The sequence below is a fragment of the Streptomyces caelestis genome (assembly GCF_014205255.1).
In the GTDB taxonomy this organism is placed as follows: Bacteria; Actinomycetota; Actinomycetes; order Streptomycetales; family Streptomycetaceae; genus Streptomyces; species Streptomyces caelestis.
Map to the genome: position 1 here is coordinate 4,105,773 of NZ_JACHNE010000001.1, position 24,999 is coordinate 4,130,771.

Annotated in this window: 26 protein-coding genes; 13 read left to right on the forward strand and 13 right to left on the reverse strand. The window is 70.1% G+C overall.

All coding sequences use genetic code 11. From position 1 onward, the window contains the following. The first annotated feature begins 38 nt into the window (after positions 1-38). A complete protein-coding gene (locus tag HDA41_RS18590) occupies positions 39-1,277 on the forward strand; it encodes an LmeA family phospholipid-binding protein (protein ID WP_184985357.1) in 1,239 nt (412 codons plus the stop codon). Between the two features lie 148 nt (positions 1,278-1,425). Beyond that, on the forward strand, positions 1,426-2,448 hold the full coding sequence (locus HDA41_RS18595; protein WP_184985359.1) for a glycoside hydrolase family 5 protein: 1,023 nt from the start codon (positions 1,426-1,428) through the stop codon (positions 2,446-2,448). A 72-nt stretch (positions 2,449-2,520) separates the two neighbouring features. On the opposite strand, the gene HDA41_RS18600 is transcribed toward HDA41_RS18595, so the two are convergent. The 3 genes from HDA41_RS18600 to HDA41_RS18610 form a co-directional block, all read right to left on the reverse strand. Continuing rightward, positions 2,521-4,578, reverse strand: a complete 2,058-nt coding sequence (locus HDA41_RS18600) for a pectinesterase family protein (RefSeq protein WP_184985362.1) — start codon at positions 4,576-4,578, stop codon at positions 2,521-2,523. An 88-nt stretch (positions 4,579-4,666) separates the two neighbouring features. Next, complete coding sequence (locus HDA41_RS18605) at positions 4,667-5,515, reverse strand: hypothetical protein (protein WP_184985364.1); 849 nt, start codon at positions 5,513-5,515, stop codon at positions 4,667-4,669. Positions 5,516-5,637: 122 nt separating this feature from the next. Next, positions 5,638-5,907, reverse strand: coding sequence for a hypothetical protein (locus HDA41_RS18610; protein ID WP_184985366.1), 270 nt, complete (start codon positions 5,905-5,907; stop codon positions 5,638-5,640). A gap of 359 nt (positions 5,908-6,266) precedes the next feature. Here HDA41_RS18610 and HDA41_RS18615 point away from each other — a divergent pair, with 359 nt between their 5' ends. Genes HDA41_RS18615 through HDA41_RS18625 form a run of 3 tightly spaced genes read left to right on the forward strand, consistent with a single transcriptional unit; the run spans position 6,267 to position 7,545 of the window. Further along, on the forward strand, positions 6,267-7,100 hold the full coding sequence (locus HDA41_RS18615; RefSeq protein WP_184985368.1) for a helix-turn-helix domain-containing protein: 834 nt from the start codon (positions 6,267-6,269) through the stop codon (positions 7,098-7,100). Then, on the forward strand, positions 7,097-7,312 hold the full coding sequence (locus tag HDA41_RS18620; RefSeq protein WP_059418739.1) for a DUF397 domain-containing protein: 216 nt from the start codon (positions 7,097-7,099) through the stop codon (positions 7,310-7,312). Before HDA41_RS18615 ends, HDA41_RS18620 begins: the two co-directional genes overlap by 4 nt. Next, complete coding sequence (locus HDA41_RS18625) at positions 7,309-7,545, forward strand: DUF397 domain-containing protein (RefSeq protein WP_184985370.1); 237 nt, start codon at positions 7,309-7,311, stop codon at positions 7,543-7,545. The genes HDA41_RS18620 and HDA41_RS18625 overlap by 4 nt, the downstream gene beginning before the upstream one ends. On the opposite strand, the gene HDA41_RS18630 is transcribed toward HDA41_RS18625, so the two are convergent. The 6 genes from HDA41_RS18630 to HDA41_RS18655 are packed head-to-tail and all read right to left on the reverse strand — an operon-like array spanning position 7,535 to position 12,915. Then, positions 7,535-8,470 (reverse strand): LysR family transcriptional regulator, encoded by a 936-nt coding sequence (locus HDA41_RS18630; protein WP_184985372.1) that lies wholly within the window; start codon positions 8,468-8,470, stop codon positions 7,535-7,537. The genes HDA41_RS18625 and HDA41_RS18630 overlap by 11 nt on opposite strands. Positions 8,471-8,503: 33 nt before the next feature. Further along, a complete protein-coding gene (locus tag HDA41_RS18635) occupies positions 8,504-9,187 on the reverse strand; it encodes an ABC transporter (protein WP_376706797.1) in 684 nt (227 codons plus the stop codon). Beyond that, entirely contained in the window at positions 9,175-10,686 is a 1,512-nt protein-coding gene (locus tag HDA41_RS18640) for an ABC transporter permease (protein WP_184985374.1), read from the reverse strand. Before HDA41_RS18640 ends, HDA41_RS18635 begins: the two co-directional genes overlap by 13 nt. Then, complete coding sequence (locus HDA41_RS18645; protein WP_184985376.1) at positions 10,683-11,543, reverse strand: ABC transporter ATP-binding protein; 861 nt, start codon at positions 11,541-11,543, stop codon at positions 10,683-10,685. Before HDA41_RS18645 ends, HDA41_RS18640 begins: the two co-directional genes overlap by 4 nt. After that, on the reverse strand, positions 11,540-12,376 hold the full coding sequence (locus HDA41_RS18650) for a cupin domain-containing protein (RefSeq protein WP_184985378.1): 837 nt from the start codon (positions 12,374-12,376) through the stop codon (positions 11,540-11,542). The genes HDA41_RS18645 and HDA41_RS18650 overlap by 4 nt, the downstream gene beginning before the upstream one ends. Further along, on the reverse strand, positions 12,373-12,915 hold the full coding sequence (locus tag HDA41_RS18655; protein ID WP_184985380.1) for an RNA polymerase sigma factor: 543 nt from the start codon (positions 12,913-12,915) through the stop codon (positions 12,373-12,375). Before HDA41_RS18655 ends, HDA41_RS18650 begins: the two co-directional genes overlap by 4 nt. A 153-nt stretch (positions 12,916-13,068) precedes the next feature. Here HDA41_RS18655 and HDA41_RS18660 point away from each other — a divergent pair, with 153 nt between their 5' ends. From HDA41_RS18660 to pstB, 7 genes are all read left to right on the forward strand, one after another. After that, entirely contained in the window at positions 13,069-15,435 is a 2,367-nt protein-coding gene (locus HDA41_RS18660; protein WP_184985382.1) for an RNA degradosome polyphosphate kinase, read from the forward strand. Then, the gene (locus HDA41_RS18665; RefSeq protein ID WP_184985384.1) at positions 15,416-16,627 is read left to right on the forward strand and encodes a CHAD domain-containing protein; all 1,212 of its coding nucleotides are present in this window, start codon (positions 15,416-15,418) and stop codon (positions 16,625-16,627) included. Before HDA41_RS18660 ends, HDA41_RS18665 begins: the two co-directional genes overlap by 20 nt. Further along, positions 16,624-17,073: an NUDIX hydrolase gene (locus HDA41_RS18670; RefSeq protein ID WP_184985386.1), complete on the forward strand. Its 450-nt coding sequence runs from the start codon at positions 16,624-16,626 to the stop codon at positions 17,071-17,073. Before HDA41_RS18665 ends, HDA41_RS18670 begins: the two co-directional genes overlap by 4 nt. Before the next feature lie 239 nt (positions 17,074-17,312). Next, a complete protein-coding gene (gene pstS, locus HDA41_RS18675) occupies positions 17,313-18,434 on the forward strand; it encodes a phosphate ABC transporter substrate-binding protein PstS (RefSeq protein WP_184985388.1) in 1,122 nt (373 codons plus the stop codon). 103 nt (positions 18,435-18,537) lie between these two features. Beyond that, positions 18,538-19,539 (forward strand): phosphate ABC transporter permease subunit PstC, encoded by a 1,002-nt coding sequence (gene pstC, locus HDA41_RS18680; RefSeq protein WP_059418716.1) that lies wholly within the window; start codon positions 18,538-18,540, stop codon positions 19,537-19,539. Further along, complete coding sequence (gene pstA / locus HDA41_RS18685) at positions 19,536-20,594, forward strand: phosphate ABC transporter permease PstA (RefSeq protein ID WP_184985390.1); 1,059 nt, start codon at positions 19,536-19,538, stop codon at positions 20,592-20,594. The genes pstC and pstA overlap by 4 nt, the downstream gene beginning before the upstream one ends. Before the next feature lie 44 nt (positions 20,595-20,638). After that, complete coding sequence (pstB, locus tag HDA41_RS18690) at positions 20,639-21,415, forward strand: phosphate ABC transporter ATP-binding protein PstB (protein ID WP_184985392.1); 777 nt, start codon at positions 20,639-20,641, stop codon at positions 21,413-21,415. A gap of 123 nt (positions 21,416-21,538) precedes the next feature. On the opposite strand, the gene HDA41_RS18695 is transcribed toward pstB, so the two are convergent. Next, positions 21,539-22,537 (reverse strand): inorganic phosphate transporter, encoded by a 999-nt coding sequence (locus tag HDA41_RS18695; protein ID WP_184985394.1) that lies wholly within the window; start codon positions 22,535-22,537, stop codon positions 21,539-21,541. Positions 22,538-22,544: 7 nt separating this feature from the next. Then, positions 22,545-23,165, reverse strand: coding sequence for a DUF47 domain-containing protein (locus tag HDA41_RS18700; RefSeq protein ID WP_059418711.1), 621 nt, complete (start codon positions 23,163-23,165; stop codon positions 22,545-22,547). 239 nt (positions 23,166-23,404) lie between these two features. Here HDA41_RS18700 and HDA41_RS18705 point away from each other — a divergent pair, with 239 nt between their 5' ends. Continuing rightward, complete coding sequence (locus HDA41_RS18705; RefSeq protein ID WP_221511557.1) at positions 23,405-23,773, forward strand: metal-sensitive transcriptional regulator; 369 nt, start codon at positions 23,405-23,407, stop codon at positions 23,771-23,773. Positions 23,774-23,780: 7 nt separating this feature from the next. Here HDA41_RS18705 and HDA41_RS18710 read toward each other — a convergent pair whose 3' ends face one another. Next, a complete protein-coding gene (locus HDA41_RS18710) occupies positions 23,781-23,951 on the reverse strand; it encodes a hypothetical protein (protein ID WP_184994178.1) in 171 nt (56 codons plus the stop codon). Positions 23,952-24,042: 91 nt separating this feature from the next. After that, on the reverse strand, positions 24,043-24,894 hold the full coding sequence (locus HDA41_RS18715; protein ID WP_184985396.1) for an SCO4651 family lipoprotein: 852 nt from the start codon (positions 24,892-24,894) through the stop codon (positions 24,043-24,045). Positions 24,895-24,999 lie beyond the last annotated feature (105 nt).

Below are 24,999 nucleotides of genomic sequence, written 5' to 3' on the forward strand. Positions count from 1 at the left end.
GTTGCGGTCAGGGGCGGTGCGCATGGTCGGATGAGACGATGCTCACCCCCCACCGCATGGACCCGCACCACCTTCCCCACGACCCCTCCGAGCAGCCCCGCAACCCCTACGAGGAACTCGGCGCACTCGACGACGGCCCGCTGGAGGAGACCCCTCTGGAGGACTTCCTCGGCGAGGGCGCCGTGCGGCGGGACGAGCAGGAACCGGAGTGGTCTCCGCCCGGTCACCGCCGTGGCGGCCGGCGTCGGAAGAACCGTTTCGCCGGACTGCCGCTCGCGATGAAGGCGGTGGTCGGGCTGGTCGCGCTCACCGCCTTCGTCGCCCTCGCCGACCGCTGGGCCCTGCTGTACGCCGAGCACCGGGCCGCCGACACGCTCAAGGACCGGCTCGACCTCGCGGCGGCGCCCGAGGTGGAGATCGGCGGGTTTCCCTTCCTCACCCAACTCGCCGAGAAGAGGCTGGAATCGGTGAAGGTGACCGTCCCGGACGTCGCCGCGGACCGGGTCTCACTGGCGAAGGTGTCGGCCACGGCGCACGACATCCGGCTGGACGCCGACGGCCTCACGTCCGTGCGCGGCGCCCACGTCCCCCGGTTCGACGGGGACGTCCTGCTGTCCTTCGAGGACCTCAACCGCGAACTGGGCGCCTCCCAGGTGAGGTTCACCGGCGAGGGCCGCGACCGCGTCCGGGCCCGCGGCACCCTGCCCGTCGCCGGACACGACCTGCGGCTGCGCGCCGAGGCCCGGATCCAGCGGCAGGGCGAGCGGGGCATCACCACGGAGATCGGCGGGATGCGGCTCGACATCGGGGACCTGGCCACCTACCGCCCCGGCACCCGCCCCTCGGAGGGCCTGCACCTGACACCCAAGGGGACCGCCGACCTCGCACGGGAGACCCGCAAGGCCAAGGCGCTGCTCTCGGTCCCGGCGATCGTGCAGCGGATGGGCGTGCCCGAGGCGACGGTACGCGAGGCCCTGGCCGACGACGGCAAGCTCACCGAGCTGACCGGCTCCCCGAAGTTCGCCCGCCAGGCCGAACGCCTCAACCTCATCGACCTGGCCCTGGACAACCCCGAGGTGCTCCGCCGCCTCGGCCTCGACCCCGACCTCCTCGACGAACTGTCCGGCCTGACCCGCCCGGTCCTGGCCGACCGGCTGTCCCTGGCGTTCGAACTGCCGAAGCCGGAGCAGGGGGACGTACGGCTGGACGACGTACGGGTGGAGGAGGACGGCATCCGGGTGCGGCTGTCGGGCTCGGGACTGACGGTGGGTTCGTAGCCCCGCGAGCAAGCAACCTGCGTTCCTGATGAGATTTGGTGTGCAGATGTGTTGACTTCTGTTCGAGCCCTCTTCTAGTTTGCGGGAGCCAACGAGCCGCCGATCTGTACGCGAGTTCCGCGGACGCAACTGCTCGGAAGGGGACGTCGTGTCACGAAACACTCATCGGGGGACAGCCGGTCTGGGGGCGCTGCTCGCCTGCGTCACGGCATTCGGCGGGGCCCTCGCCTCCCCCGCAGCCGCCTCCCCCACCGCCCCGCCGCCCGTCAGCGACTTCAAGGGCGTCAACTGGGCCGACCCGCGGGACAACTACGCCGACGACGCGGTCGTGCCCTCGGGCCTGTCCACCTCCGACGGCTACGCCACGACCTACGCCAAATCCAGGGCGATCATCGGCGGGTTCTCCGAGCTGGGCGCCAACACCGTCCGCCTCCCGGTCAACCCGACCTCCGTGAACGGCCCGTTCTGGAAGTCGTACCGGGGTGCGATCGACGCCGCCACCGCCAAGGGCTTCAAGGTCATCCTGGGTTACTGGGAGGCCGACAACGCCAAGGACGGCAAGATCGACAACCAGGCCTCCTGGGACCAGATGTGGGCGCGGATCACCTCCGCCTACGCCCGCAACTCCAAGGTGTACTTCGAGCCGATGAACGAGCCGTTCGGCTACACCGCCCAGGAGTGGACCGACATCGCCGCGAAGTGGGTGACCACCCACCGCAACGTGCCCCGCGACCGGATGCTGATCGGCGGGTACAAGTACAGCGAGGACGTCAAGCCGGTGTGCGCCGACCCGCGCCTCAAGGGCACCCGGATCGCCCTGCACAACTACGGCTTCTGGCACACCGACTGGACCAGCGTCGACCAGTGGAAGGCCGACTTCAAGCAGCGCATCGGCGCCTGCGCCTCGCGCACGATCCTCGACGAGTTCGGCGCTTCCATGACGACCGGCCTCGACTACAACGGCCCGGTCAACGGCTCCAACGAGGTCGCCTACATCCAGGCCGCGACCGACATCATCCGCGACCTGGGCCTGGGTTCGGTCTACTGGCCCGGCCTGCGCAACGGCGACACCTACTCCCTCACCACGCTCCAGGGCACGGGCACCGACCTCAGCCTGACGGTGAACAACCAGAGCGGCCTGGACCGGCTGCACTGGGCCTGGAAGCGGTAAACGTCCCCACGGAGTCCATGGTGGCCCCTCCGGGTCCGGCGCCGCTGGTCAGCCGGACCCGGAAGGGAGCCGTCAGGACGCCGAAGGCGTCCAGCCCGCGAGCCAGTCCGCGACCTCCTGGTTCGCGGCCTGCGCGTCCGTCAGGTGAGGACGGTTGGTGCTCTGCGCACCCGCGCCCGCACCGCGGTTCTTGTACTCGGCGAAGCGGTCGTCCTTCCACGAGAAGCCGCTCATGTCGGTCCACGGCGTGGACTTGATCGCGGCGCTGAGGTCGGTGTTGCGCACCGTGGTCTGCGGATCGAGGGAGGCGTCCCCGCCCGCGTGCCAGGGCCGGCCGAGGTAGAAGCTCCCGGCGGAGACGTCCCCGTTCACCGTGGAGTTGGCGATCAGGATGCCCTTGCGGTTCGCGGCGGTGCTCGGGGCGGTGATGTACCCGGCCGAGGTGCCGTTCCAGCGCTTCTTCAGCGTGATGACGGACTTGTCGACGACGGCCGTGGCCCGCCCGAAGATGAAGTCGACGTTGCCGATGACGTAGGAGTTGCTGACGTAGACCCGGCCCAGCCGGTCCTTCGCGGCGGTGTCGAGCAGCAGAGTGTCCTGGTCGCCGCTGACGATGATCCCGTCCAGGAACACCTTGTCGGCGGCGGTCCGCAGGGCGACGGCCTGGTGGCCGTTCAGGCTCTGGTTCTTCGCCTCGTCGAAGTCGTTGGAGATGGTCAGGTTCCGGGCCTGGAAGTCGTCGGCCTCGACGGCGACGGTGGCGCTGCCGCCCGTGCCGTACGTGCCGCCGCCGGGCTTGGGCGTGCCGGAGGCGTTGTTGTAGACGATCGTCGTGTCCTTGCGGCTGCTGCCGGTACCCCGGATGGTGACGTGCGGCTTGTTGGACGGCACCTTGACCGTCTCGCGGTACGTCCCCGGCTTCACGGCGATCACGACCCGCGACGGATTGTTCGCCGGTACGGCGTTCACGGCGGCCTGCACGGTCGTGTACTGCCCGCTGCCGTCCTTGGCCACGGTGAGGGTGGTCGCGGCGGCGGCCTTGGTGGAGGCGGCGGTCCTGCCGATGGAAGCGCGGGGCCCGGCACCGGACTTGAGGATCGACGGCAGGTCGGCGGCCTTGTCGAGGGTGTAGGGGTAGTAGGCCTTCGGGTCGAAGGCGGTCCCGCCGCTCTCGTTGCGACCGCTGGTGCCGGAGAAGGAGTTCCCGCGCTGGACGATGGCGGCGCCGCTGTCCTTGATGACGGGGTTCTTGATGCCCTGGAAGAGGGAGTTCTCCAGGACCATCTTGGTCGCGCCGCGCGAGTAGTTGCCGTACGACGACTTGATGTCGGTGCCCGGGGCGTCCTCCAGGAAGTTGTTGTAGAGGTGGGCGTGGGCGGCGTTGTCGGTGGACGGGTTGCGCTGCTCGGTCTCGCGGATCCAGTTGTGGTGGATCGTGATGTCCGTCTTGACGTTCTCGGTCCAGCCGATGCCGAAGGTCTTGTTGTTGTCGCTCAGCTTGTTCCAGGAGACGGTGACGTTCGTGCTGTCCTTGCGGACGTCGATGAGCCCGTCGGCCATGTGCCGCAGATCGTTGTGATCGATCCAGACGTGATGCGCGCCGTCCATCTGGATCGCGTCGAAGTCATGGTCCTTGTCGTTCCAGACGCCTTGGTACGAGTCCCGGATGGTCAGGTTCCGGATGATCACGTTGTGCACGCCCTGGCCGAGGAAGAACCCACCGCCGACGATGTGCCCGGAGGTCCCGGACCCGACGATGGTCTTGTCGGACTGCACCTTGATCTCTTTGCCGACCGGGTTCATGGTGATCGTGCCGGCGACGACGATGACGTACGGCTCGGTGGCCGTGGCGTACTTCTCCAGCTCGGCCTGCGTCTTCACGGTGACGGTCTTGCCGTCCCGGCCGCCGTACGTCCCGTTCTGGCCGAGGGAGTTGACGGAGGCGAACCCGTCGGCGGTGTCGGCGGCCCAGGCCGGGGCGGCGGCGGAGGCCTGCTGGGCGGTGGAGCCGAGGACGCCGAGGTCGGTGCCGTAGGCGAGGGTGCCGGCGGCGGTCAGGGCCAGCGGCACCCCGACCGCCAGGGCCGTGCGGCTTCTGCGGTGCCGGGGCTTGCTGTGCGGCTCACTCATGCGGCGAATCCGTTCCGTGCGGGGGGGGATGATCCGGGGATGGGTCGCCGCCCCGCACGGAAAGGTTGCCGTGCCTTGCGTATGTTCCTTACTTCACACAGGACTTGGGGTCGAGCTTCTCCTCGATCTTGTCCTCGCGGCCGTCGGGCTGGCCGTTGGGGAGGAGCTTGTCGGAGATGCCGTCGATGTAGTACCCGTGGGAGTAGATGGTCCGGTATCCCCGGTCACGCCAGCTGTGCGCGGTGCGGTCGCCGTCGCCCTTGTTCCACTCGTAGTCCTCGACGTGGAAGACGGGGTTCACGCGCACCACGCGCTGGTACGGCGTCCAGGTGACCGCGACCTGCCGGCAGGGCGGAATGGTCTTTTCACTCCGGGTCTCGAACTTGGCCTCCTTCTCCCAGCCCCACTCGTAGCCGGCACTGCCGCCGACGGTGCCGGAGAAGATGCTCTTGGCGAGGGAGAGGCTGATGGTCCCGCCGACGCTCTTCTTGGCGAACGTCTTGGTGCTGTAGCTGCTGACGAAGGTCTCCTTGTCGTCGGCGGAGCCCTTGTTGCCGATCCACCGGGACGTGCGGACGGTGTCGCCCTTGATGGACCAGGTCGAGGCCTCGGCGTACCCGCACCAGCCGCGGAACAGCTCCCACGGCCCGGCGGGCTTCCACAGCCCGAAGACGTCCCGCAGGTATTCGTCCTGGGTCTTGAACTCACCGGTCTCGACGTTGAGGGCGCCGGAGACGCCCGTCAGGCTCGCCTCCTGGTTGCAGAGCCGCTCGATCATCCGGTCGGTGTCACCGGGGTCGACGCCCCGGATGTTGGTCGCCCCGGCGGGCCCGGCCGTCGCGGTGCCCGCGCCGGCCAGGAGACCGGACACGGCGAGGGCGGTGGAAGCGGCAACGACGCCGTATTTTCTGAGAGTTGGCTTACGAATGAGACGCATGGGGGTCGCTCACTCCTGTGGGGGTCTGTTACGGCGGTGAAGATGCCAGAACGGGTGCAGGAGTTCGCGCTACTGGTGAGTATGACAGGACATTGACAGCTGGCCGGGTTTCATATGCCGTTTTATCGGGTGTCGCCCCCACGGCTACGACTGACCGCGACACGTAACACGTCTCCCAGGGACTCCACCGCCCTCGTCAGTGCGAAACGCACGGCGCGTTCACCGGCCTCGGAGTCCCCGAGTACGGCCTTGGCGCCCGCGAGCACCTGCTCGGCGGAGGCGAGTTGAGCGGCCTCTACGTCGTCGGCGAGCCGCGAGAGGAGGCTGCCCGGGTCGTCGGTGGAGAGGTAACAGGGCTTGCCGTCGGCGCCGGCCCAGGGGAGCAGCCTCATGCGAAGACCTCCACGGTGTGGAGGTACGGCCGTACCAGTGGGGTGTCCATCATCAGGGGCTCTTCCACAACGAGGGGTCGGGGTGGGGATGTCGGCGGGGGGTGAGGGATGGTCCACGCCCCTTGAGCCGGCGCCGCCCGGTGACGCCCCCGGGCGGGCAGCAGGATCCGCACGAGGAGGAGCAGGACCGACTCGCAGAGTTCGGCGATACGCAGGCGCACGGGGTGTCCCTTCTCAGGGCAGGCGGGAGGGGTCTGACGAGCGGTGATTACCGTTCGTGCCTTGATGGTCACTGGTCGCGCGTACGCTCTGGAAGAGGGCTGGCGTTGCCTGAGCGCCAGGCAACGGCGAGGGGTGACATGGGCGATTTCGTTGACGGGGAGCGCGAGTCGAGGCGCGCCGAGCTCGGACGGACGCTGCGGTTCCTGCGGGAGAAGGCAGGCAAGACACTCGCGCAGTTGTCGGCGGAGACGGCGTACGACAAGAGCTACCTCTTCCGTCTGGAGAAGGGGGAGCGCCTGTCCAAGCGGGCGGTCATGGAGGACCTGGACAGCTACTACGAGTCCGGTGACCTGCTGGTTCGCCTGTGGCGGGACGCGCGCAAGGAGGTCATCAAGGACAAGTACAAGGCGTTCATGGAGCTTGAGGCGACGGCTCGCGTCATGTGGATGTTCCAGCTGGCGGTGCCTGGACTGTTGCAGACCGAGGACTATGCCCGCACGGTGTTGTCAGGGTTGTCCAGAGCCCAGACAACGGCTGGCAACAGCGAGGAGATCGAGGAACAGGTGGCCTTGCGCACGGGACGGCAGGAACTGCTGTACCGCGAACCGGCGCCCAGCATTCGCGTGATCCTGGACGAGGGAGCGCTTCGACGGCCTGTGCCCGACGGGAAGGTGTGGGCTGACCAACTGTCGCGCCTGTTGGACGCGGCCGAGTTGCCGTCGGTCGCACTTCAGGTTCTGCCCTACACAGCAGGCGTGCACGACCTCATGAACAGCCACCTCACACTGTTGTGGCAACGCGTCGGCGATCCCGTTGCCTATGTCGAAGGCAACAGCTTCGGCGAGTTGATCGACGACCCAGACAAGGTCTTGTCCTTCCGCTGGTCCTACGATCTCGTCAGGGACGCGGCGCTGACTCCGGAGGAGTCGAGGGCGTTCATCAAGCGTCTCTTGGAGGAGTGCAGATCATGAACCGAACCCTCGATCTCGGCACCGTCGTGTGGCGCAAGTCGTCCTACAGCGATGGGGGGCAGACCAACTGCCTGGAGGTCGCCGACAACCACCCCGGCATAGTCCCCGTCCGCGACAGCAAGCAGTCGGACGGCCCGATACTCGTGTTCGGCGCGAGCCCTTGGACGTCGTTCTTGGCTGGCGTCAAGGACGAAAGCCCCACGCGCGTATGACTCGGGTAGCGAACGACAGGAACGCTGCCGGAAAGACCCACTCGGCCAGGGACGCCAGCGCGTCGTTGTGGCGCAAGTCGTCCTACAGCGACGGGGGTGGCACGAACTGCCTCGAAGTCGCCGACAACCACCCCGGCACAGTCCCCGTCCGCGACAGCAAGCAGCCGGACGGCCCGATACTCGTGTTCGGCGCGAGCCCCTGGGCGTCGTTCCTGACGTACGTCACCAAGTAACCGCCCACGCCGGTTTCCAGACCTCCCCCTCGGTCAACCGGGGGCGCGTCGCCAGCAGGTGGTCGCGGAGTGCTTCCAGGCCGGGATGCGGATTGTCCGTGCGCCAGAGGAGGGAGTGCGGGTAGACCGGGGTCGGGTCGCGCAGGGGGACGAGGCGCAGGTCGTGGTCGGCCGGCCAGACCAGTGGGGTGCGTTCACTGAGGAAGGTCGCCAGGGTCGAGGAACCGGCGATGGTGTCGAGGAGGGCCTCGATGCCGAAGTTGGGGCCGATCGTGTCGATGGACGGGCCGAAGGTCTCGGCGAGTTCGTCGTAGTAGGCGGACCACTCCGTGCCGGGCACGTTGCCCGGCATCCAGATCCGGTGTCCGGCCAGTTGCGCGGGTGTCACCGAGGCGGCTCGGAAGAACTCGTGGTCGGGGCCGACGCACAGGCGCAGCGGCTCGTCCAGGACGGGGACGGCCTCGATGCCGTCGGGGAGCCGGCGCCCGGGCATGGTGACGGCACGGAACGTGGCGTCGACGGCCCCGTCCCGCACGGCGGTCACCGCCGTATTCGCGTCGAAGAGCGTGACGACGTCCAGGGCGATATCGGGATGCGCCCGGTGGAAGTCCCGTACCAGTCCGGCCGGGGCCGCCCGCCGCCCCACGACGTCCACCCGCAGCGCGCGTTCCCCGGGGCGCACAGCTGCCACCGCCCGCTCCTCCGCCTGGAGCAGGGCCCGGGCGTGCGACAGGAGGACCTGCCCGTCGATGGTGAGTTCCGCGCCACGCGGCGTTCGCACCAGGAGCCGCACCCCCAGGTCCTTCTCCAGCGCGGCGATCCGCTTGGAGACCGCCTGCTGGGTGAGCGACAGGTCGACGGCGGCCTTCTGGAACTGCCCGGCGTCGGCGATCGCGACGAAGGCCCGTACGGCTTTGAGGTCCACGCCGTCACCCTAGGTTCCTGAACCGCGAGCGGATCAACCAGCCCGGCGCAGATCTCGCCACCCGGCACCGCGACGGCCCGGCACCACCCGCCACGACCACCGCCGCAACGGCTCCACCACCCCCAGCACCCCCACCAGTACAGCCCCGGCCAGCACCACCGCCCACCGGTCGTGCGCCGCCGCCCACCGCTCATCCTCCACCGGCACGAACAGCGCCCACCGCCCCGGCCAGAACAGCACGGCCAGTACCGCCGAGGTCAGCAGGCCGGCCGCGACCCGCGGTCCGGGCCGCGTGGCCTCGGTGCAGCGCACCGCGACCGCCGCACCGGCCACCGCCAGGGCGAACGCCGCCCCGGCCTCCAGCGTGATGTCGGCGACCGGCGGCCGTAGCTCCGGCGGCACGAGCAGCAGTGCCGCGGTCCACCAGGCCGCCGTGGCGGGGACGACGAGGGCCACCCGCAGCGCGACGCGGACCGGGCGCGGGGTCGGCACGGTGGCCGTGGTGTGCCGGGCGGGGTCGTCCAGGAGGAAGACCAGGCCCATCGCGAAGGCCAGGACCGCGGCCCGCAGCAGGTGCAGGGAGAGCCGCTCGCCCGTCTCACCGGTGATCCGGGTGAGCGTGGCGAGCAGCAGTCCCGCCCCGCCGGCCGTGCCGACCACGCCCCACGGCAGGGTCCGGCCGGCCATGGCGACCAACTCCCCGTTCAGTCGAGGCACTTGTCGTCCCCCTCGGGTGCCTTCACGCCCAGCAGCCGCGCCGCCCGGGCCGCCGTCACCTTCGGCTCGGTCAGTTCGGCCCAGTGGGACTTCACGCGGGCGGTGACCTCACCCCGGGGCCGGTCCAGCAGCTCGCGCAGGACCTCCGTCTGGGCGTCCGTCATGTACATCCCGTCCGTCGGCTGGAGCACCAGGGCCGAGCCGGTCACGCTGTCGTCGAGGCGGACGCGGCGCAGGGCCGCCACCGGGTCGGACTCCCAGCCCAGGGCCAGCCACATGACGGTGACCATGCGGCCGTCGCACATCGAGGTCGACGCCTTCTCGTTGCCCGCGACCAGCACACCGGCCACGGCCGCCGAGAACTCGGGGACGCGGTTTCCGCCCCACCGGGTGCCCACGGTCACCTCGTGCGGACGCTCCAGGGGCGTCAGCGCACCATCGCCGGAGAGGCCGTAACGGGCCTCGATCCGCTGCCGTACGACGACCTTCTGCTCGTGGGCGCTGCCACCGGCCAGGGACCGCACCCGGTCCACGACCCCCGCCCAGTCCGCGACCCGCGGTCCCCACTCGGGGAACACGCAGTACGTCGATCCGTCCCGCCGGACGCAGGAGTGCATCTCGTCCGGGTTCACCGTGGCCCGCTCGCGGGCCTTGACCAGCTCGGGCGAGTCACCGCCCGTCTGGGCGACCCCGCCCACCAGCGTCATGGCCACCGCTCCGGCGATCCCGGCCATCACCACCGGCTTGCGGCCACCGGCGGCCAGCACCGCCACCAGGCCCGCGCACAGCGCCAGCCCGGCCAGATACAGCGCGTGCCAGGCGGCGGGCCGGCCTATCAGGTCGGACGGCAGCGTGCTGGCGGTCGCCTCGACGGCCACCGGCATGAACCACCGGGTGTCGCCGTCGCTCGTGCCCGTACCGAAGAGCAAGAGGAACAGGAAGAACACCACCGTCAGCGGCGCGGCGATCGCCGCCCTCACCAACCCGGCCATGAGCAGTCCGACCAGCCCGGACAGCAACACGATCAGCGGCCCCACGAGCAGTTCGGCCACCGAACCGTGCCCGATCGCCCCGGGCCTGAGCGCCTCCCGGCCGAACTGCGCGGCCACACACACGGCGGTGAGCAGGGCCGCTGCCACGACCGACAGCGCGTGGGCGACCGTACGCCGCCACGGCGGGAGGACCAGCACCGCGAAGTGGTGCTCCGTCCCGTGCCGTCGCGAGCGCAGCGCGGCCAGGTTGACGGACAGCAGGACCGCGAGGCCGACCAGCATCGGCGCACTCTGGGTGGCGCGGTCGACGTCCTGGAGGGCCGGGTAGCCGTCCCAGTCCTTCCCGCCGCGCCACACGGTCCAGCCGAGGTACACGAGGAAGGCGATGACCACCGGCAGCCTCGTCAGCAGCCGGCGCGTCTCGAACAGCGCCAGGGCCGCCACGGCCGCTCCCGAGGCCCCGGGCCGTACATCGGACACGACCGGCCTCTCCACCACCGTCGTCATGCCGCCACCTCCACGGCGTCGCCGTCGAGGGCGAGCAGGTAGCCGTCCTCCAGGGTGGGTTCGAGCAGCTCGGCGCCGTCCGGCGGATCCCCGACGTTCCTGAAGGCCCCGGTCCCCGTACGCCACCCCGCCTTGGCGTCCGGATCGCGCTCCGTACTGCTCCACACCCGCCCGGCGGCCCGCGCCGTCAGCTCGGCCGGAGTGCCCTCGAACCGGACCCGGCCGCCGGCCATGACGAGCACCCGGTGACAGAGCATCGCCACGTCCTCCGTCTGGTGGGTGGACAGCAGCACCGTGCGCCCCTCCCCGGCCCCCGCGATCAGCTCCCGGAACCGCATGCGCTGCTCGGGGTCCAGCCCGACGGTGGGCTCGTCCAGCACCAGGAAGCCGGGGTCCCCGACCAGGGCCGCCCCCAGGGCGACCCGCTGCCGCATGCCGCCGGACAGCTTGCGGATCCGCTTGCCCCGCACGTCGGCGAGCCCCACTTCGTCGAGCACCCGCCGCACTTCGCGATGCCGGGCGGCCCGGTCGGTCATCTCCTTGAGGATCGCCACGTAGTCGACGAACTCGAAGGCGGTGAAGTCCGGGTGGAACCCCGGCGTCTGCGGCAGATAGCCCAGCCGGCGCCGCACCTCCTGCCTGCCCCGCGCGGTGCCCGGGTCGTGCCCGAGCACGGTGAAGGCGCCCCGGTCGGCGGGCAGGGCCGTGGCGAGCACCCGCAGCAGCGTGGTCTTGCCGGCGCCGTTGGGCCCGAGCAGCCCGGTGACGCCGCCGGTCAGCCGCAGCGACACGTCGTCGAGGGCGCGGGTGCCGCCGTAGCGGAGGCTCAGCCCGGAGGCGGACACGGTCGGAGTCATACGGCACGTCCCTGGAAGAGATCGAAGCGGTCACGGAAGACGAAGAGCAGCCCGGCGGCGAGCGCGGCGACCAGCGCCGCCACGCCCTGCCCGGCGACGGTGAACGGCGCGAGCGGCACCTCGGGCCCTGCCCGCAGCGCCTCGGCCAGCACCAGCAGCCCGACCCACGCCCCGCCGACCAGGGACGGCGCGAGCACCGGCCCCAGCCGGGGGGTCAGCGCCAGCCCGGTCGAGGTGAGCGCGAGCGCGGGCAGCAGCCAGGCCAGCGCACGCAGCCCGTACGCGGGCAGCGTGAGTGTCGCGAGCCCGTTCAGCCCCAGCACCACGCCCAGCACGGCCACCGTCCGGATCATCAGCAGCCGGAACCCGTGCATCGGCGCGACGACGGCCATCTCGTACGTCGGATCCAGCGCGGGCCCGTACGACAGCGCCACCCCCGCCAGCGGCAGCAGCGGCGCGAGAGCGAGGAACAGCGTGGGGAACTCCCCGCTGTGCGGGGCATGCCCCGCCCCGACACTCAGCAGCAGCACGACGACGACGGCCCCCAGCCACGACCGCCGCAGCACCGGCGCCGCCGCCAGCAGCCGCGCGGTGTGACCGGCCACCCCGACCCGCACCAGCAACGACTCCAGCACCCCCGCCCGGGGGGCGTCGAGCTCGGCGTCGAGCCGTTCCCATCCCGCGTCGAGCGCGACCGGATCGCTCATCTCGGCGAGCACGCCCCGGCACGCGGCACAGGCGCCCAGGTGCGCGTCGGCGGACCACAGAGCCGGTGCCGCCAGCTCGCCGCGCGCGTAGGCGCGCAGATCCTCTTCGGGCACATGCCAACTCATGCCAACGCCTCCCGCAACTGCTTCCGGGCCCGCATCGCCCGCGTCTTGACCGTCCCCGGCGGTATCCCCAGCAGCACGGCCGCCTCCCGGGTCGAGAGCCCGTCGATGACGGTCGCCTGCAACACCGCCCGCAGCTCCGGCGACAGCCGGACCAGCGCGCCGGCGAGGTCCCCGTGCTCCACCCCCGCGAGCACGCGCTCCTCCGCCGACACCTCGTCCCGGTGCCTGAGCCGCGCCAGCGCCTGCCGCAGCCGCCCGCGCGCCCCGTCACCCCGCAGCGCGTCCACCAGCCGCCGCGCCCCGATGCGCCACAGCCACCCGGCCACATCGCCCTCCTCCCGGTAGCGGGCCTTGCCGCGCCACACCGCGAGGAACGTCTCCTGGACGACGTCGTCGACGACGCCCAGGTCGGCGCACCGGCCGCGCAGCCGGGCACGAAGCCACGGCGCGTACCGCCGGTACAGCTCCTCGAAGGCCCGCCGGTCGGCGTCCGCGGCAACGGCCCGCAGCAGCTCCCCGTCGCTTCTCGTTTCGCTCACGTCTCCTCATCGGACGAGCCCGTGCGATCGGTTCACGAAAGCACGCCCGGCTTCCCGGCCGGCACCGAGCACACCCCCGCGAGCCGCCCTGCGCTATCCCACACGTCATGTCTCCGTAACCATCGATTCAGACGGGCTTGCGAGGCTCGGCCAATGACTCCCGCCGTGCCAGAGCCTTCACCGCCCCGAGAGGGGCCTGGGAGGAACGGGAACACTCATGTGACGCCCCCGCTCCCGCCCGCGCTGTCCGACGCGCCCGTGATGCTCGCGGCGCGGAAGAATGGGTCCATGAGCCAGCCGAACACCCAGGCACAGGTCCAGCACGCGCAGCCCTCCGTGGGCTCCATAGCGGCCCACCGCCCGCACACCATCGCGGCAGCCGTCTCCGACCTCGAACCCGACATCGACGCCGACCTCGACGCGTACGAGGAGTCGCCGTACGACGGACCCCAGCTGCCGCAGGGACGTTTCCTCGACCGGGAGCGCAGCTGGCTGGCGTTCAACGAGCGCGTTCTCGAACTCGCCGAGGACCCGAACACGCCGCTGCTGGAGCGGGCCAACTTCCTCGCGATCTTCGCCAGCAACCTGGACGAGTTCTTCATGGTCCGGGTCGCCGGTCTGAAGCGCCGTATCGCCACCGGCGTGGCCACCCGCTCCGCCTCCGGCCTCCAGCCCCGCGAGGTACTGGAGATGATCTGGGCCCGCTCCCGCGAGCTCATGGCCCGGCACGCCGCCTGCTACCACGAGGACGTCGCCCCCGCACTCGCGGAGGAGGGCATCCACCTGGTCCGCTGGAGCGAGCTCCAGGAAAAGGAGCAGGCCCGCCTGTTCACTCTGTTCCGGCACCAGATCTTCCCCGTGCTGACCCCGCTGGCGGTCGACCCGGCCCACCCCTTCCCGTACATCTCCGGCCTGTCCCTGAACCTGGCCGTCGTCGTACGGAACCCCGTCACGGGCCACAAGCACTTCGCCCGCGTCAAGGTGCCGCCGCTGCTGTCCCGCTTCCTGGAGAGCTCCCCGGGCCGCTACGTCCCCATCGAGGACGTCATCGCCGCCCACCTGGAGGAGCTGTTCCCGGGCATGGAGGTCCTGGAGCACCACGCCTTCCGCCTCACCAGGAACGAGGACCTGGAGGTCGAGGAGGACGACGCCGAGAACCTGCTCCAGGCCCTGGAGAAGGAGCTCATGCGGCGCCGCTTCGGGCCGCCGGTGCGCCTGGAGGTCGAGGAGTCCATCGACCGCGAGGTCCTGGACCTGCTGGTGCGCGAGCTGAAGATCAGCGAGGCCGAGGTGTACCCGCTGCCGGGTCCGCTGGACCTCACGGGCCTGTTCCGGATCGCCTCCCTCGACCGGCCCGAGCTGAAGTACCGCAAGTTCGTCGCCGGCACCCACCGCGATCTCGCCGAGGTCGAGTCGGCGTCCGCGCCGGACATCTTCGCCGCGCTGCGCGAGCGGGACGTCCTGCTGCACCACCCGTACGACTCGTTCTCGACCTCCGTCCAGGCCTTCCTGGAGCAGGCGGCCGGCGACCCGGACGTCCTCGCGATCAAGCAGACCCTGTACCGCACCTCGGGCGACTCCCCCATAGTCGACGCGCTCATCGAGGCCGCCGAGGCCGGCAAGCAGGTCCTGGTCCTGGTCGAGATCAAGGCCCGCTTCGACGAGCACGCCAACATCAAGTGGGCGCGCAAGCTGGAGGAGGCCGGCTGCCACGTGGTCTACGGCCTGGTCGGGCTGAAGACCCACTGCAAGCTGTCGCTGGTGGTCCGCCAGGAGGGCGAGACGCTCCGCCGCTACAGCCACGTCGGCACCGGCAACTACCACCCGAAGACGGCCCGCCTCTACGAGGACCTCGGTCTGCTCACGGCCGACCCGCAGGTCGGCGCGGACCTCTCGGACCTCTTCAACCGCCTCTCCGGCTACTCCCGCCGGGAGACCTACCGCCGCCTGCTCGTGGCGCCCAAGTCGCTGCGCGACGGCCTGGTCGCGCGGATCACCAAGGAGGTCCAGCACCACCGGGCGGGGCGGCCCGCGTACGTCCGCATCAAGGTCAACTCGATGGTCGACGAGGCCATCATCGACGCCTGCTACCGCGCGGCCCAGGCGGGTGTGCCGGTGGACGTGTGGGTGCGCGGCATCTGCGCGCTGCGCCCGGGCGTGACGGACCTGTCGGAGAACATCCGGGTCCGCTCCATCCTCGGCCGCTTCCTGGAGCACTCGCGCGTGTTCGCCTTCGGCAACGGCGGCGAGCCCGAGGTGTGGTTCGGCAGCGCCGACATGATGCACCGCAACCTCGACCGCCGGATAGAGGCCCTGGTCAGGGTCACCGACCCGGCACACCGGGCAGCCCTGAACCGGCTGCTGGAGACCGGCATGTCCGACTCCACCGCCTCCTGGCACCTCGGCCCGGACGGCGAGTGGACCCGGCATGCGACCGACGCGGACGGCCAGCCCCTGCGCAACGTCCAGGAGATGCTCATAGACGCCCGGAGGCGCCGGCGTGGCACAGCGACACCTTGACCCGACGGACCCCATGGCCGGGCCCGCCCCCACCGGTGACGCCCTCGCGGGCTACCTGCGGGCCCAGGCCACGGAGTTCCTCCGCGCGCTGCGCCTGCACCGGGAGACGGGGTCGGGCGCGAACGGCTCGGAGGGGTCCGCCGAGGCGGCCCGCGCGCTCCGCCGCTCGGCCCGCCGCATCAGCGCCGGCCTGCACACGTTCCAGCCCCTCCTCGACACGGACTGGTGCGAGGGCATGCGCCCCGAACTGGCCTGGGTCTCAGGCACCCTGGCCATGGAGCACGCGTACACGGCCCGCCTGGAACGCCTACTGAGCGCCTTGCACCGCTTGTCGGGCTCTACGGCGCTCCCTGCCCATCCGGCAGGGGCGACCGCCGGCGCCCGGGCGGACGCGACAGCGGGCACACGCACCGACCCGGCCGCGGGCGCGCGCGCCGACTCGGCCGCGGGCAGTCGTGCCGCTGGGGCGGCACCCGTCCCACAGCGAGCGGCACCCCGCGACGCCGGGTTGCGCACCCCCCAGGCCGCGGCACAAGAACGCGGCAACCTGACAGTGGGAGCAGCGAAAGCGGGCGCCCTGCTGGACCGCCAGCTCACCCTCGCCCGCACCCGAGCCCACTCCACAGCCCTGCAAGCCCTGGGCTCCAGCCGCTTCCACGCCATCGCGGACAAGGTCGCCGTCCTGGCCAGCGAGGTCCCCCTGACCCGCTCCGCGGCCACCACGGACCTCCGCCCCCTCGCCACCGCCGCGAAGGACCGCCTCACCGACGCCGTAGCCGCCCTGCCCCTCGTCACCGCGGGCCACCCGTACAACGCCGCCGCACTCATCCACGGCCTGTCCCCGGACACGGTCCCGCACCCGCAGGACGCCCCCTGGCACCAGGTCCGCCTGCTCCTGCGCCTGCACCGCTACGCCCGCGAGACGGTCCGCGGAGCGCTCCGCGGCGAACCCGACGGCACCTCCGTCGTCGACCTGCGCCTGCTCTCCGCCGGCCAGGCCCTGAACCGCCACCGCGACGCCTCGGAGGCGTCGGCAGCGGCGGCCCAGGCGGCCCGTACCCCGCGTATCGCCCCGGCCACGGCGTATGCCCTCGGCGTGCTCCACGCCGACCAGCGGCACGAGGTGGAGGCGGCACGCTTCGCGTTCCAGCAGGCCTGGCAGAAGGAGGCGGAGGCGGTGAGCACCCGGTGAGTTCCGGCTCCCCCGAGGACACCACCGTCCAGGCGGCCGGCTGCGTCCTGTGGCGCCGCTCCCCCGTCACCGGCGGGCTGGAGCTCTGCCTCGTGCACCGGCCGAAATACGACGACTGGTCCTGGCCGAAGGGCAAGCTGAAGCGCGGCGAGGAGCCGCTCGCCGGCGCCCTGCGCGAGGTGGCCGAGGAGACGGGCTGCCGGGCCGAGCCGGGCGCCGAGCTGCCCACCCAGCACTACCTGGCGAACGGCCGCCCCAAGCAGGTCCGCTACTGGGCGGCCGAGGCGATGTCCTGCGCGTTCTCCCCGACGGACGAGGTGGACCGGGTGCTGTGGCTGACACCTTTCGCCGCCCGCGCCCGCCTCACCCAGCCCCACGACCGCCCCTTGATCGACGCGCTGCTCGCCGTGCTGAACCCGCCGCAACCGGCCGGAAGACCGGACTGAGCCCTTCCGGTACGGGAAGCGGAACCCGCACGTGCTCTCCCCGTAAGCGTTCCGTGACCTAACCGCACCTTAGGCAGGGGTTCACCCCTCGTTCATGTGTGGCCATCGGCGCCTTCACTTGATCTGTCTAATTTCGGCCGTGCCAGATGCGAGCCGCGCCTGCTGTGCGCGGCCTCGTCCAGCGTCACCAGACTTCGCACGCCGCCGATTCAGGACGGCGGCTCCTGGAAGGAACTCAAGTGAAGCTTCAGCGCATGAACCGGCGGGCCCTCGCTCTCGGTGCTCTCGCCGTCTCCGGCGCCCTGGCCCTCACGGCGTGCGGCTCCGACGAGACCGGCAACCCGAGCGGAGGCTCCTCCAACGCCGCCGCGCAGAGCAACATCAAGTGTGACGACGCCTCGGGCCAGGTACTCGCCGACGGCTCCTCCGCGCAGAAGAACGCGGTCGACGCGTGGGTGAAGCAGTTCTCGGCGGCCTGCCAGGTGGAGATCAACTACAAGGCCGGCGGTTCCGGTGCCGGCGTCACCGCGTTCACGCAGGGCCAGGTCCCCTGGGCCGGTTCGGACTCGGCGCTGAAGCCCGACGAGGTCGCGGCCTCCAAGAAGATCTGCTCCGGTGGCCAGGGCATCAACCTGCCGATGGTCGGCGGCCCGATCGCCGTCGGCTACAACGTCCCGGGCGTCGACAAGCTCGTCCTGGACTCCGCGACGATCGCCAAGATCTTCGACAGCAAGATCACCAAGTGGAACGACCCGGCGATCGCGAAGCTGAACCCCGACGCGAAGCTGCCCAACCTCAAGATCCAGGCGTTCCACCGCTCGGACGAGTCCGGCACCACGGACAACTTCACCAAGTACCTGATCGCCACCGCCAAGAAGGACTTCCCCTACGAGGGCGGCAAGGCCTGGCAGGCCAAGGGCGGCCAGTCCGCTCCGCAGTCCTCCGGCGTCGCCGCGCAGGTCAAGCAGACCGCCGGCGCGATCGGCTACTTCGAGCTGTCGTACGCCAAGGACGGAATCAAGACCGCCGCCATCGACACCGGCGCCGCCGAGCCGGTCGAGGCCACCGTCGACAACGCCACCAAGGCGATCGCGGAGGCCAAGGTCGTCGGCACCGGCAAGGACCTCGCGCTGAAGCTGAACTACGCGACCAAGGCCGACGGCGCCTACCCGATGGTCCTGGTGACGTACGAGATCGTCTGCGACAAGGGCAACAAGGCCGAGACCCTGCCCGCGGTCAAGGCGTTCCTGCGCTACGCGGCCTCGGAGGACGGCCAGAAGATCCTCGCCGAGAACGACTACGCGCCCATGCCCGAAGAGATCATCACCAAGGTTCGCACGACCGTCGAGAGCCTGAGCTGACCTGAGTGCGGTCCGGTCCCTCCAGCGGGACCGGACCGCACCGTCCGGTGCACCGCCGCCAAGGGCCGCACAGCACGTGCGGTTCCGCAGACCGGAGAACCCGATGGACACAACACAGATAGCTGACGCACCTCCACCCACGCAGCCGACCACCGCCGAGCAGAAGCGCGCGGCCCGTGGCGCCACCCGGCCCGGAGACCGGATCTTCCTCGGTCTGTCCCGTGGCTCGGGCATCCTGCTGCTGGTGATCATGGCCGCGATCGCGGGCTTCCTCACCTACCGCGCCGTCCTCGCCATCAGCAAGGACGACGGCAACTTCCTGACCACCTTCGAGTGGAACACCGGTGTCAACCCGCCGGTCTTCGGCATCGCGGTCCTGGCCTACGGCACGATCGTCTCCTCGATCATCGCCATGGTCATCGCGGTCCCGGTCTCGGTCGCCATCGCGCTGTTCCTCACGCACTACGCCCCGCGCCGGCTGCGCGGCCCCATCGCCTATGTGATCGACCTGCTGGCCGCCGTGCCGTCCATCGTCTACGGCCTGTGGGGCGCCCTGGTCCTCGTCCCGCACATGAACGGCCTCTTCGGCTGGCTGAACGACTACCTCGGCTGGACCGGCGTCTTCTCCTGGCAGGGCGGCGCCGCGCGCTCCATGCTCACCGTGGGCATCCTGCTCGCGATCATGATCCTGCCGATCATCACCAACGTGAGCCGCGAGGTCTTCCGCCAGGTCCCGCAGATGCACGAGGAGGCCGCCCTGGCGCTCGGCGCCACCCGCTGGGAAGTGATCCGCATGGCGGTCATCCCCTTCGGCCGCTCCGGTGTCATCTCCGCCTCGATGCTCGGCCTCGGCCGCGCCCTCGGCGAGACGATGGCCGTCGCCACCGTGCTCTCGCCCGACTTCCTGATCCACACCAGCCTGCTCGACCCGGGCGGCGGCACCTTCGCCCAGAACATCGCCAGCAAGTTCAGCGAGGCCACCGAGTTCGGCCGTGACGCGCTGATCGCCTCCGGTCTGGTCCTGTTCGTCATCACCCTGCTGGTCAACGGCGCGGCCCGCGCGATCATCGCCCGCCGCAAGGAGTACTCGGGGGCCAACGCATGAGCACCGCACCCTCCCTCGCCGCCAAGCGCCCCAGTACCTTGCGCGGCGGACATCTGCCCAAGTGGGCTCCGTGGGCCATCGCCGCCGGATCCATCGCCCTCGGCATCGGCGTCAGCGCCGCCGCCGGCCTGCACAGCAGCATCCAGTGGGCGCTGATCGCCGCGCTCCTGCACGTCCTCGGTACGTACGTCATCGCGGCCCGGGTCGAGAACCGCCGCCAGGCCAAGGACCGCGTGGTCACCTCGCTGGTGTGGGTCGCGTTCCTGCTCGCCGTGGTACCGCTGGCCTCGCTGGTGTGGTCGACCGTCCAACGCGGCACGAAGGTCCTCGACGTCTACTTCCTGACCCACTCGATGGGCGTGGTCGCCGACTCGGAGACGGGTGGCGGCATTTACCACGCCATCCTCGGCACCCTGGAGCAGGTCGGGCTCGCCACGCTGATCGCCGCGCCGGTCGGCGTGCTCACCGCGATCTACCTGGTGGAGTACGGGCGCGGCAATCTCGCTCGGGCCGTCACCTTCTTCGTCGACGTCATGACCGGCATCCCGTCGATCGTCGCCGGCCTGTTCATCCTCAGCCTCATGCTGATCTTCGAGATGCAGCCCTTCGGCTTCGCCGGCTCGCTGGCCCTGGCGATCCTGATGATGCCGGTCGTCGTCCGCTCCACGGAGGAGATGCTCAAGCTCGTCCCGAACGAGCTGCGCGAAGCCTCCCTCGCGCTCGGCGTGCCCAAGTGGCGCACCATCCTGAAGGTGGTCCTGCCGACCTCGCTCGGCGGCATCACCACCGGCATCATGCTGTCCATCGCCCGCATCGCCGGTGAGACCGCGCCCGTGCTGCTGCTGGTGTTCGGCAGCAAGTTCATCAACGCCAACCCCTTCGAGGGCGCACAGGCGTCGCTCCCGCTGTACATCTACCAGCAGTACGGATCGGGCGAGGTCACGGCGTACGACCGTGCCTGGGCGGCGTCGCTCACCCTGATCGCCTTCGTGATGATCCTGAACCTGGTGGCCCGCGGGATCGCCCGCTGGAAGTCCCCGAAGACCGGTCGCTGACGCGGCCACAGCGACTGATCTGACTGTCTGGAAGTGAAGCAATCATGGCCAAGCGAATCGACGTAAGCGGACTGACCGCCTACTACGGCTCCCACAAGGCGATCGAGGACATCTCGATGACCGTCGAGCCGCGCTCGGTGACGGCGTTCATCGGCCCGTCCGGATGCGGCAAGTCGACGTTCCTGCGCACGCTGAACCGTATGCACGAGGTGACGTCCGGCGGCCGGGTCGAGGGCAAGGTGCTCCTCGACGACGAGGACCTCTACGGGTCGGGCATCGACCCGGTGTCCGTGCGCCGTGAGGTCGGCATGGTGTTCCAGCGCCCGAACCCCTTCCCCACGATGTCGATCTTCGACAACGTGGCGGCGGGCCTGCGCCTGAACGGCAACTACAAGAAGAGCGAGCTGAGCGACATCGTCGAGAGGTCGCTCAAGGGCGCGAACCTCTGGAACGAGGTCAAGGACCGCCTGAACAAGCCGGGTTCCGGCCTCTCCGGCGGCCAGCAGCAGCGTCTGTGCATCGCCCGCGCGATCGCGGTCGAGCCGAACGTCCTGCTGATGGACGAGCCCTGCTCCGCCCTGGACCCGATCTCCACCCTCGCCATCGAGGACCTGATCGGTGAGCTGAAGGAGCGCTTCACGATCGTCATCGTGACGCACAACATGCAGCAGGCGGCGCGCGTCTCCGACCGTACGGCCTTCTTCAACCTGTCGGCGGTCGGCCAGCCCGGCAAGCTCATAGAGATCGACGACACGGAGCGCATCTTCTCCAACCCGTCGGTGCAGGCCACGGAGGACTACATCTCCGGCCGCTTCGGCTGAGCCACCCCCGCCGAGACCCCTCGCGATGCTGCATGGCGGTGCCATCGCGAGGCCGAAAAGGGCCCGCCCCTACTCCCAGGGGCGGGCCCGTTCACGTACTCACTCGGCTGCGCCGAGCAGCATCTACAGGAACGCCAGATTCACGATCCAGAACGACACGGCAGCCACCAAGGCCGCCGCCGGCATCGTGATGAACCACCCCAGAATGATGTTCTTGGCGACACCCCACCGCACGGCGTTCACGCGCTTCGTCGCCCCGACCCCCATGATCGCCGACGTGATGACATGCGTCGTCGAAATCGGCGCCTTGAACAGGAACGCCGTGGCGAACATGATCGACGCCCCCGTCGTCTCCGCCGCGAACCCCTGCGGCGGATCCAGCTCGATGATCTTCCGCCCCAGCGTGCGCATGATCCGCCACCCACCGGCGTACGTCCCCAGCGACAGCATCACCGCACAGGCGATCTTCACCCACACCGGAATCGGATCGCCGTAGTCCTCGACATCCGCGATGACGAGCGCCATCACCACGATGCCCATGGTCTTCTGCGCGTCCTGCAGACCGTGCCCCAGCGCCATCCCGGCCGCCGAGACGGTCTGGGCTATCCGGAATCCCCGCTTGGCCTTGTGCGGGTTGGCCTTCCGGAAGATCCACATGATCGCCGTCATCACCAGGTAACCGGCCAGCAGACCGACCACCGGGGAGATGAACATGGGGATGACGACCTTCTCCAGCACTCCGTGCCAGTAGACCGTCGTGCCACCGGCGAGCGCCGCCCCCACCATGCCGCCGAACAGCGCGTGCGAAGAGGACGAGGGCAGCCCGAAGTACCAGGTGATCAGGTTCCAGGTGATCGCACCCACGAGCGCGGCGAAGAGGATTCCCATCCCCTTCGAACCCTCGGGGGTCTGGATCAGCCCCTCGCTGACGGTCTTGGCAACCCCGGAGCCCATGAACGCACCGGCGAGGTTCATCACCGCGGCCATGGCCAGCGCGGCCTTCGGCGTCAGCGCCCGCGTCGACACGGACGTGGCGATCGCGTTCGCCGAGTCGTGAAAACCGTTGGTGTACGTGAAGAAGAGCGCGACCGCGATGGTCACGACCAGAGCAAAGGTGTCCATGAAGGGCTCAGGACTCCTTGACGGCGATGGTCTCCACCGTGTTCGCCACGTGCTCGAACGCGTCCGCCGCTTCCTCCAGCACGTCCACGATCTGCTTGAGCTTCAAGACCTCCATGGCGTCGTACTTGCCGTTGAAGAGGTGCGCGAGCAGCTTGCGGTGGATCTGGTCGGCCTGGTTCTCCAGCCGGTTGACCTCGATCCAGTACTCGGTGAGGTTCTCCATCGTCCGCAGATGCGGCATCGCCTCGGCCGTCAGTTCGGCCGCGCGCGCCAGGACCTCGATCTGCTGGTCGACGCCCTTGGGCAGTTCCTCGACGTTGTAGAGGACGACCAGGTCGACGGCCTCCTCCATGAAGTCCATGATGTCGTCGAGGGACGAGGCGAGGGAGTAGATGTCCTCGCGGTCGAACGGCGTGATGAACGAGGAGTTCAGCTGGTGGAAGATCGCGTGCGTGGCGTCGTCACCTGCGTGTTCCGCTGCCCGCATACGCTCTGCGATCTCGGCCCGGGCGGAAGCGTCCGCCCCGAGCAGTTCCATCAGGAGCTTCGAGCCCGTGACGATGTTGTCCGCAGAGGCGGCGAACATGTCGTAGAAGCTCGTCTCCCTGGGGGTCAGACGAAAGCGCACGTGGGGTCCTCGGCTTGCTTCGGTTTCGGTCAGGCTGATGCTAGGCGCATCATCCGGCCACGGCTATCGGGCCGCCCACCAGTGTCGCCCATCAGGCACAGTGATGAACACGGGGGCGGTCCAGGGGCCGGATCCGGCCGTTGCGCGGGGCACCGGCCAAGAGGCGTATACCCAGCAAAGTTCGGTACCATATACCCGCCAGGGGTATATGTCGGCTCACAGCCCACCAGGAGGACGCGATGACGGACGTGACCGACGTAACGGATGCCGGAGATGTCACGGAAGTCACCGCCGGAGCGGACGTCGTGACCGACCACGACCGGGGCGTGCACGGGTACCACAAGCAGAAGGACGAGCACCTCAAGCGCCTGCGCCGCATCGAGGGCCAGATCCGCGGCCTGCAGCGCATGGTCGACGAGGACGTCTACTGCATCGACATACTCACCCAGGTCTCCGCCTCCACCAAGGCGCTGCAGTCCTTCGCCCTGCAACTGCTGGAAGAGCACCTGCGCCACTGCGTGGCCGACGCCGCCGGCAAGGGCGGGGACGAGATCGACGCGAAGGTCAAGGAGGCGACCCAGGCGATCGCCCGCATGCTGCGGACGTGAGCCGGCCTCAGCCCGCTGAGGCGCCCCGCTCCTCGGCCACTTTCAGCACCTCGTCGATGCTCTCCAGGCTGAGCCGGTCCTCGTCGGCGGCCGAGGCCGCGATGATCAGCTCTCCGCACAGCTCGATCTCGGCGAGGGCCACGTGGTCCTGAACTGCCGTACCGCCGACCGGAGCCACGTGCATCACCTCATCTCTGCCGTTACCGACTTCCTAGAGTAGGGAGCGGCCTACACACCGCGCATGGCACGGACGGGCTAGTTCACGCCGGTCACTCCTCGGCGATCTTGCCCGCGTAGATGTCGTCGCTGTCCGGCAGCCGTACGCGCACCGAGGCCCCGAAATCGTAGAGCAACGTGGTCGAGGCGACGGCCACGGGGCTCTTCTGCTGCCCGCTCACGAAGCTGAACCGGTGCCGGACCTTACGGATCCGCCCCTCGTCGTCGAGGTAGACGTCGAACGGCACTTCGGCCGTGGCGAACCCTTTCGCCGCCGCGTTCAGGGACTCTTTGTTGCCCTCGGACGCCTTCTTCGCGGCAACGCCGAGATCCGCCGTGCCCCGGTAGTGCCGCACCCCGGTGCCCGCGACCTCGGTCCTGCCCACGAACCTCGCCGACCGCGTCCCGCGCAGCACCTCGGCCGCCGCGAACGGATCGGTGGCCCCGCCGGTGACGAGGTTCCCGTCGGACAGGGTCCGGGTGTCCACCCGCACCCACTTGTCCGGGGGCACGCCGGCGCCCCGGTTCTTCATGAACAGCGCTCCCGGCGCGAGCAGTTCGGTGATGGGCCGGCGCTCGGTGGCGCCCGCGGGATCCTGCGGCAGCAGCACCTTCAGCTGCCCCATCCGCTTCCGGTAGTCGTAGACGCCCGCGCCCCGGATGGTCACCCGGGTCCCGCCGGCGGCCATCTCCATCGACGTACGGGCCTTCGAACTCCCCGCCTTCACCAGCCGGTCCGCGGCCCGGTGCAGCACGACGACCGCGTCCCCGCCACGATCGTCCCCGGCCACCGCGTCACCGCCCGCGCACCCTCCGGCTCCCAGCCCCACCCCGGCCATGACCCCGGCCGCGACGACCGCCGCACCCGTCCGCCTGTGCCGCCGTTCCCGCTGCCGCCCAGTCATCGCCTGCCTACCCCCAGCCGGTACGTCCGTCACGGGCCCCCTTGTTGTTCCGGTTAACGACCGGTATGTGCCCCCGTCACGCGAGCCGCAGGAGCTGGCATACGA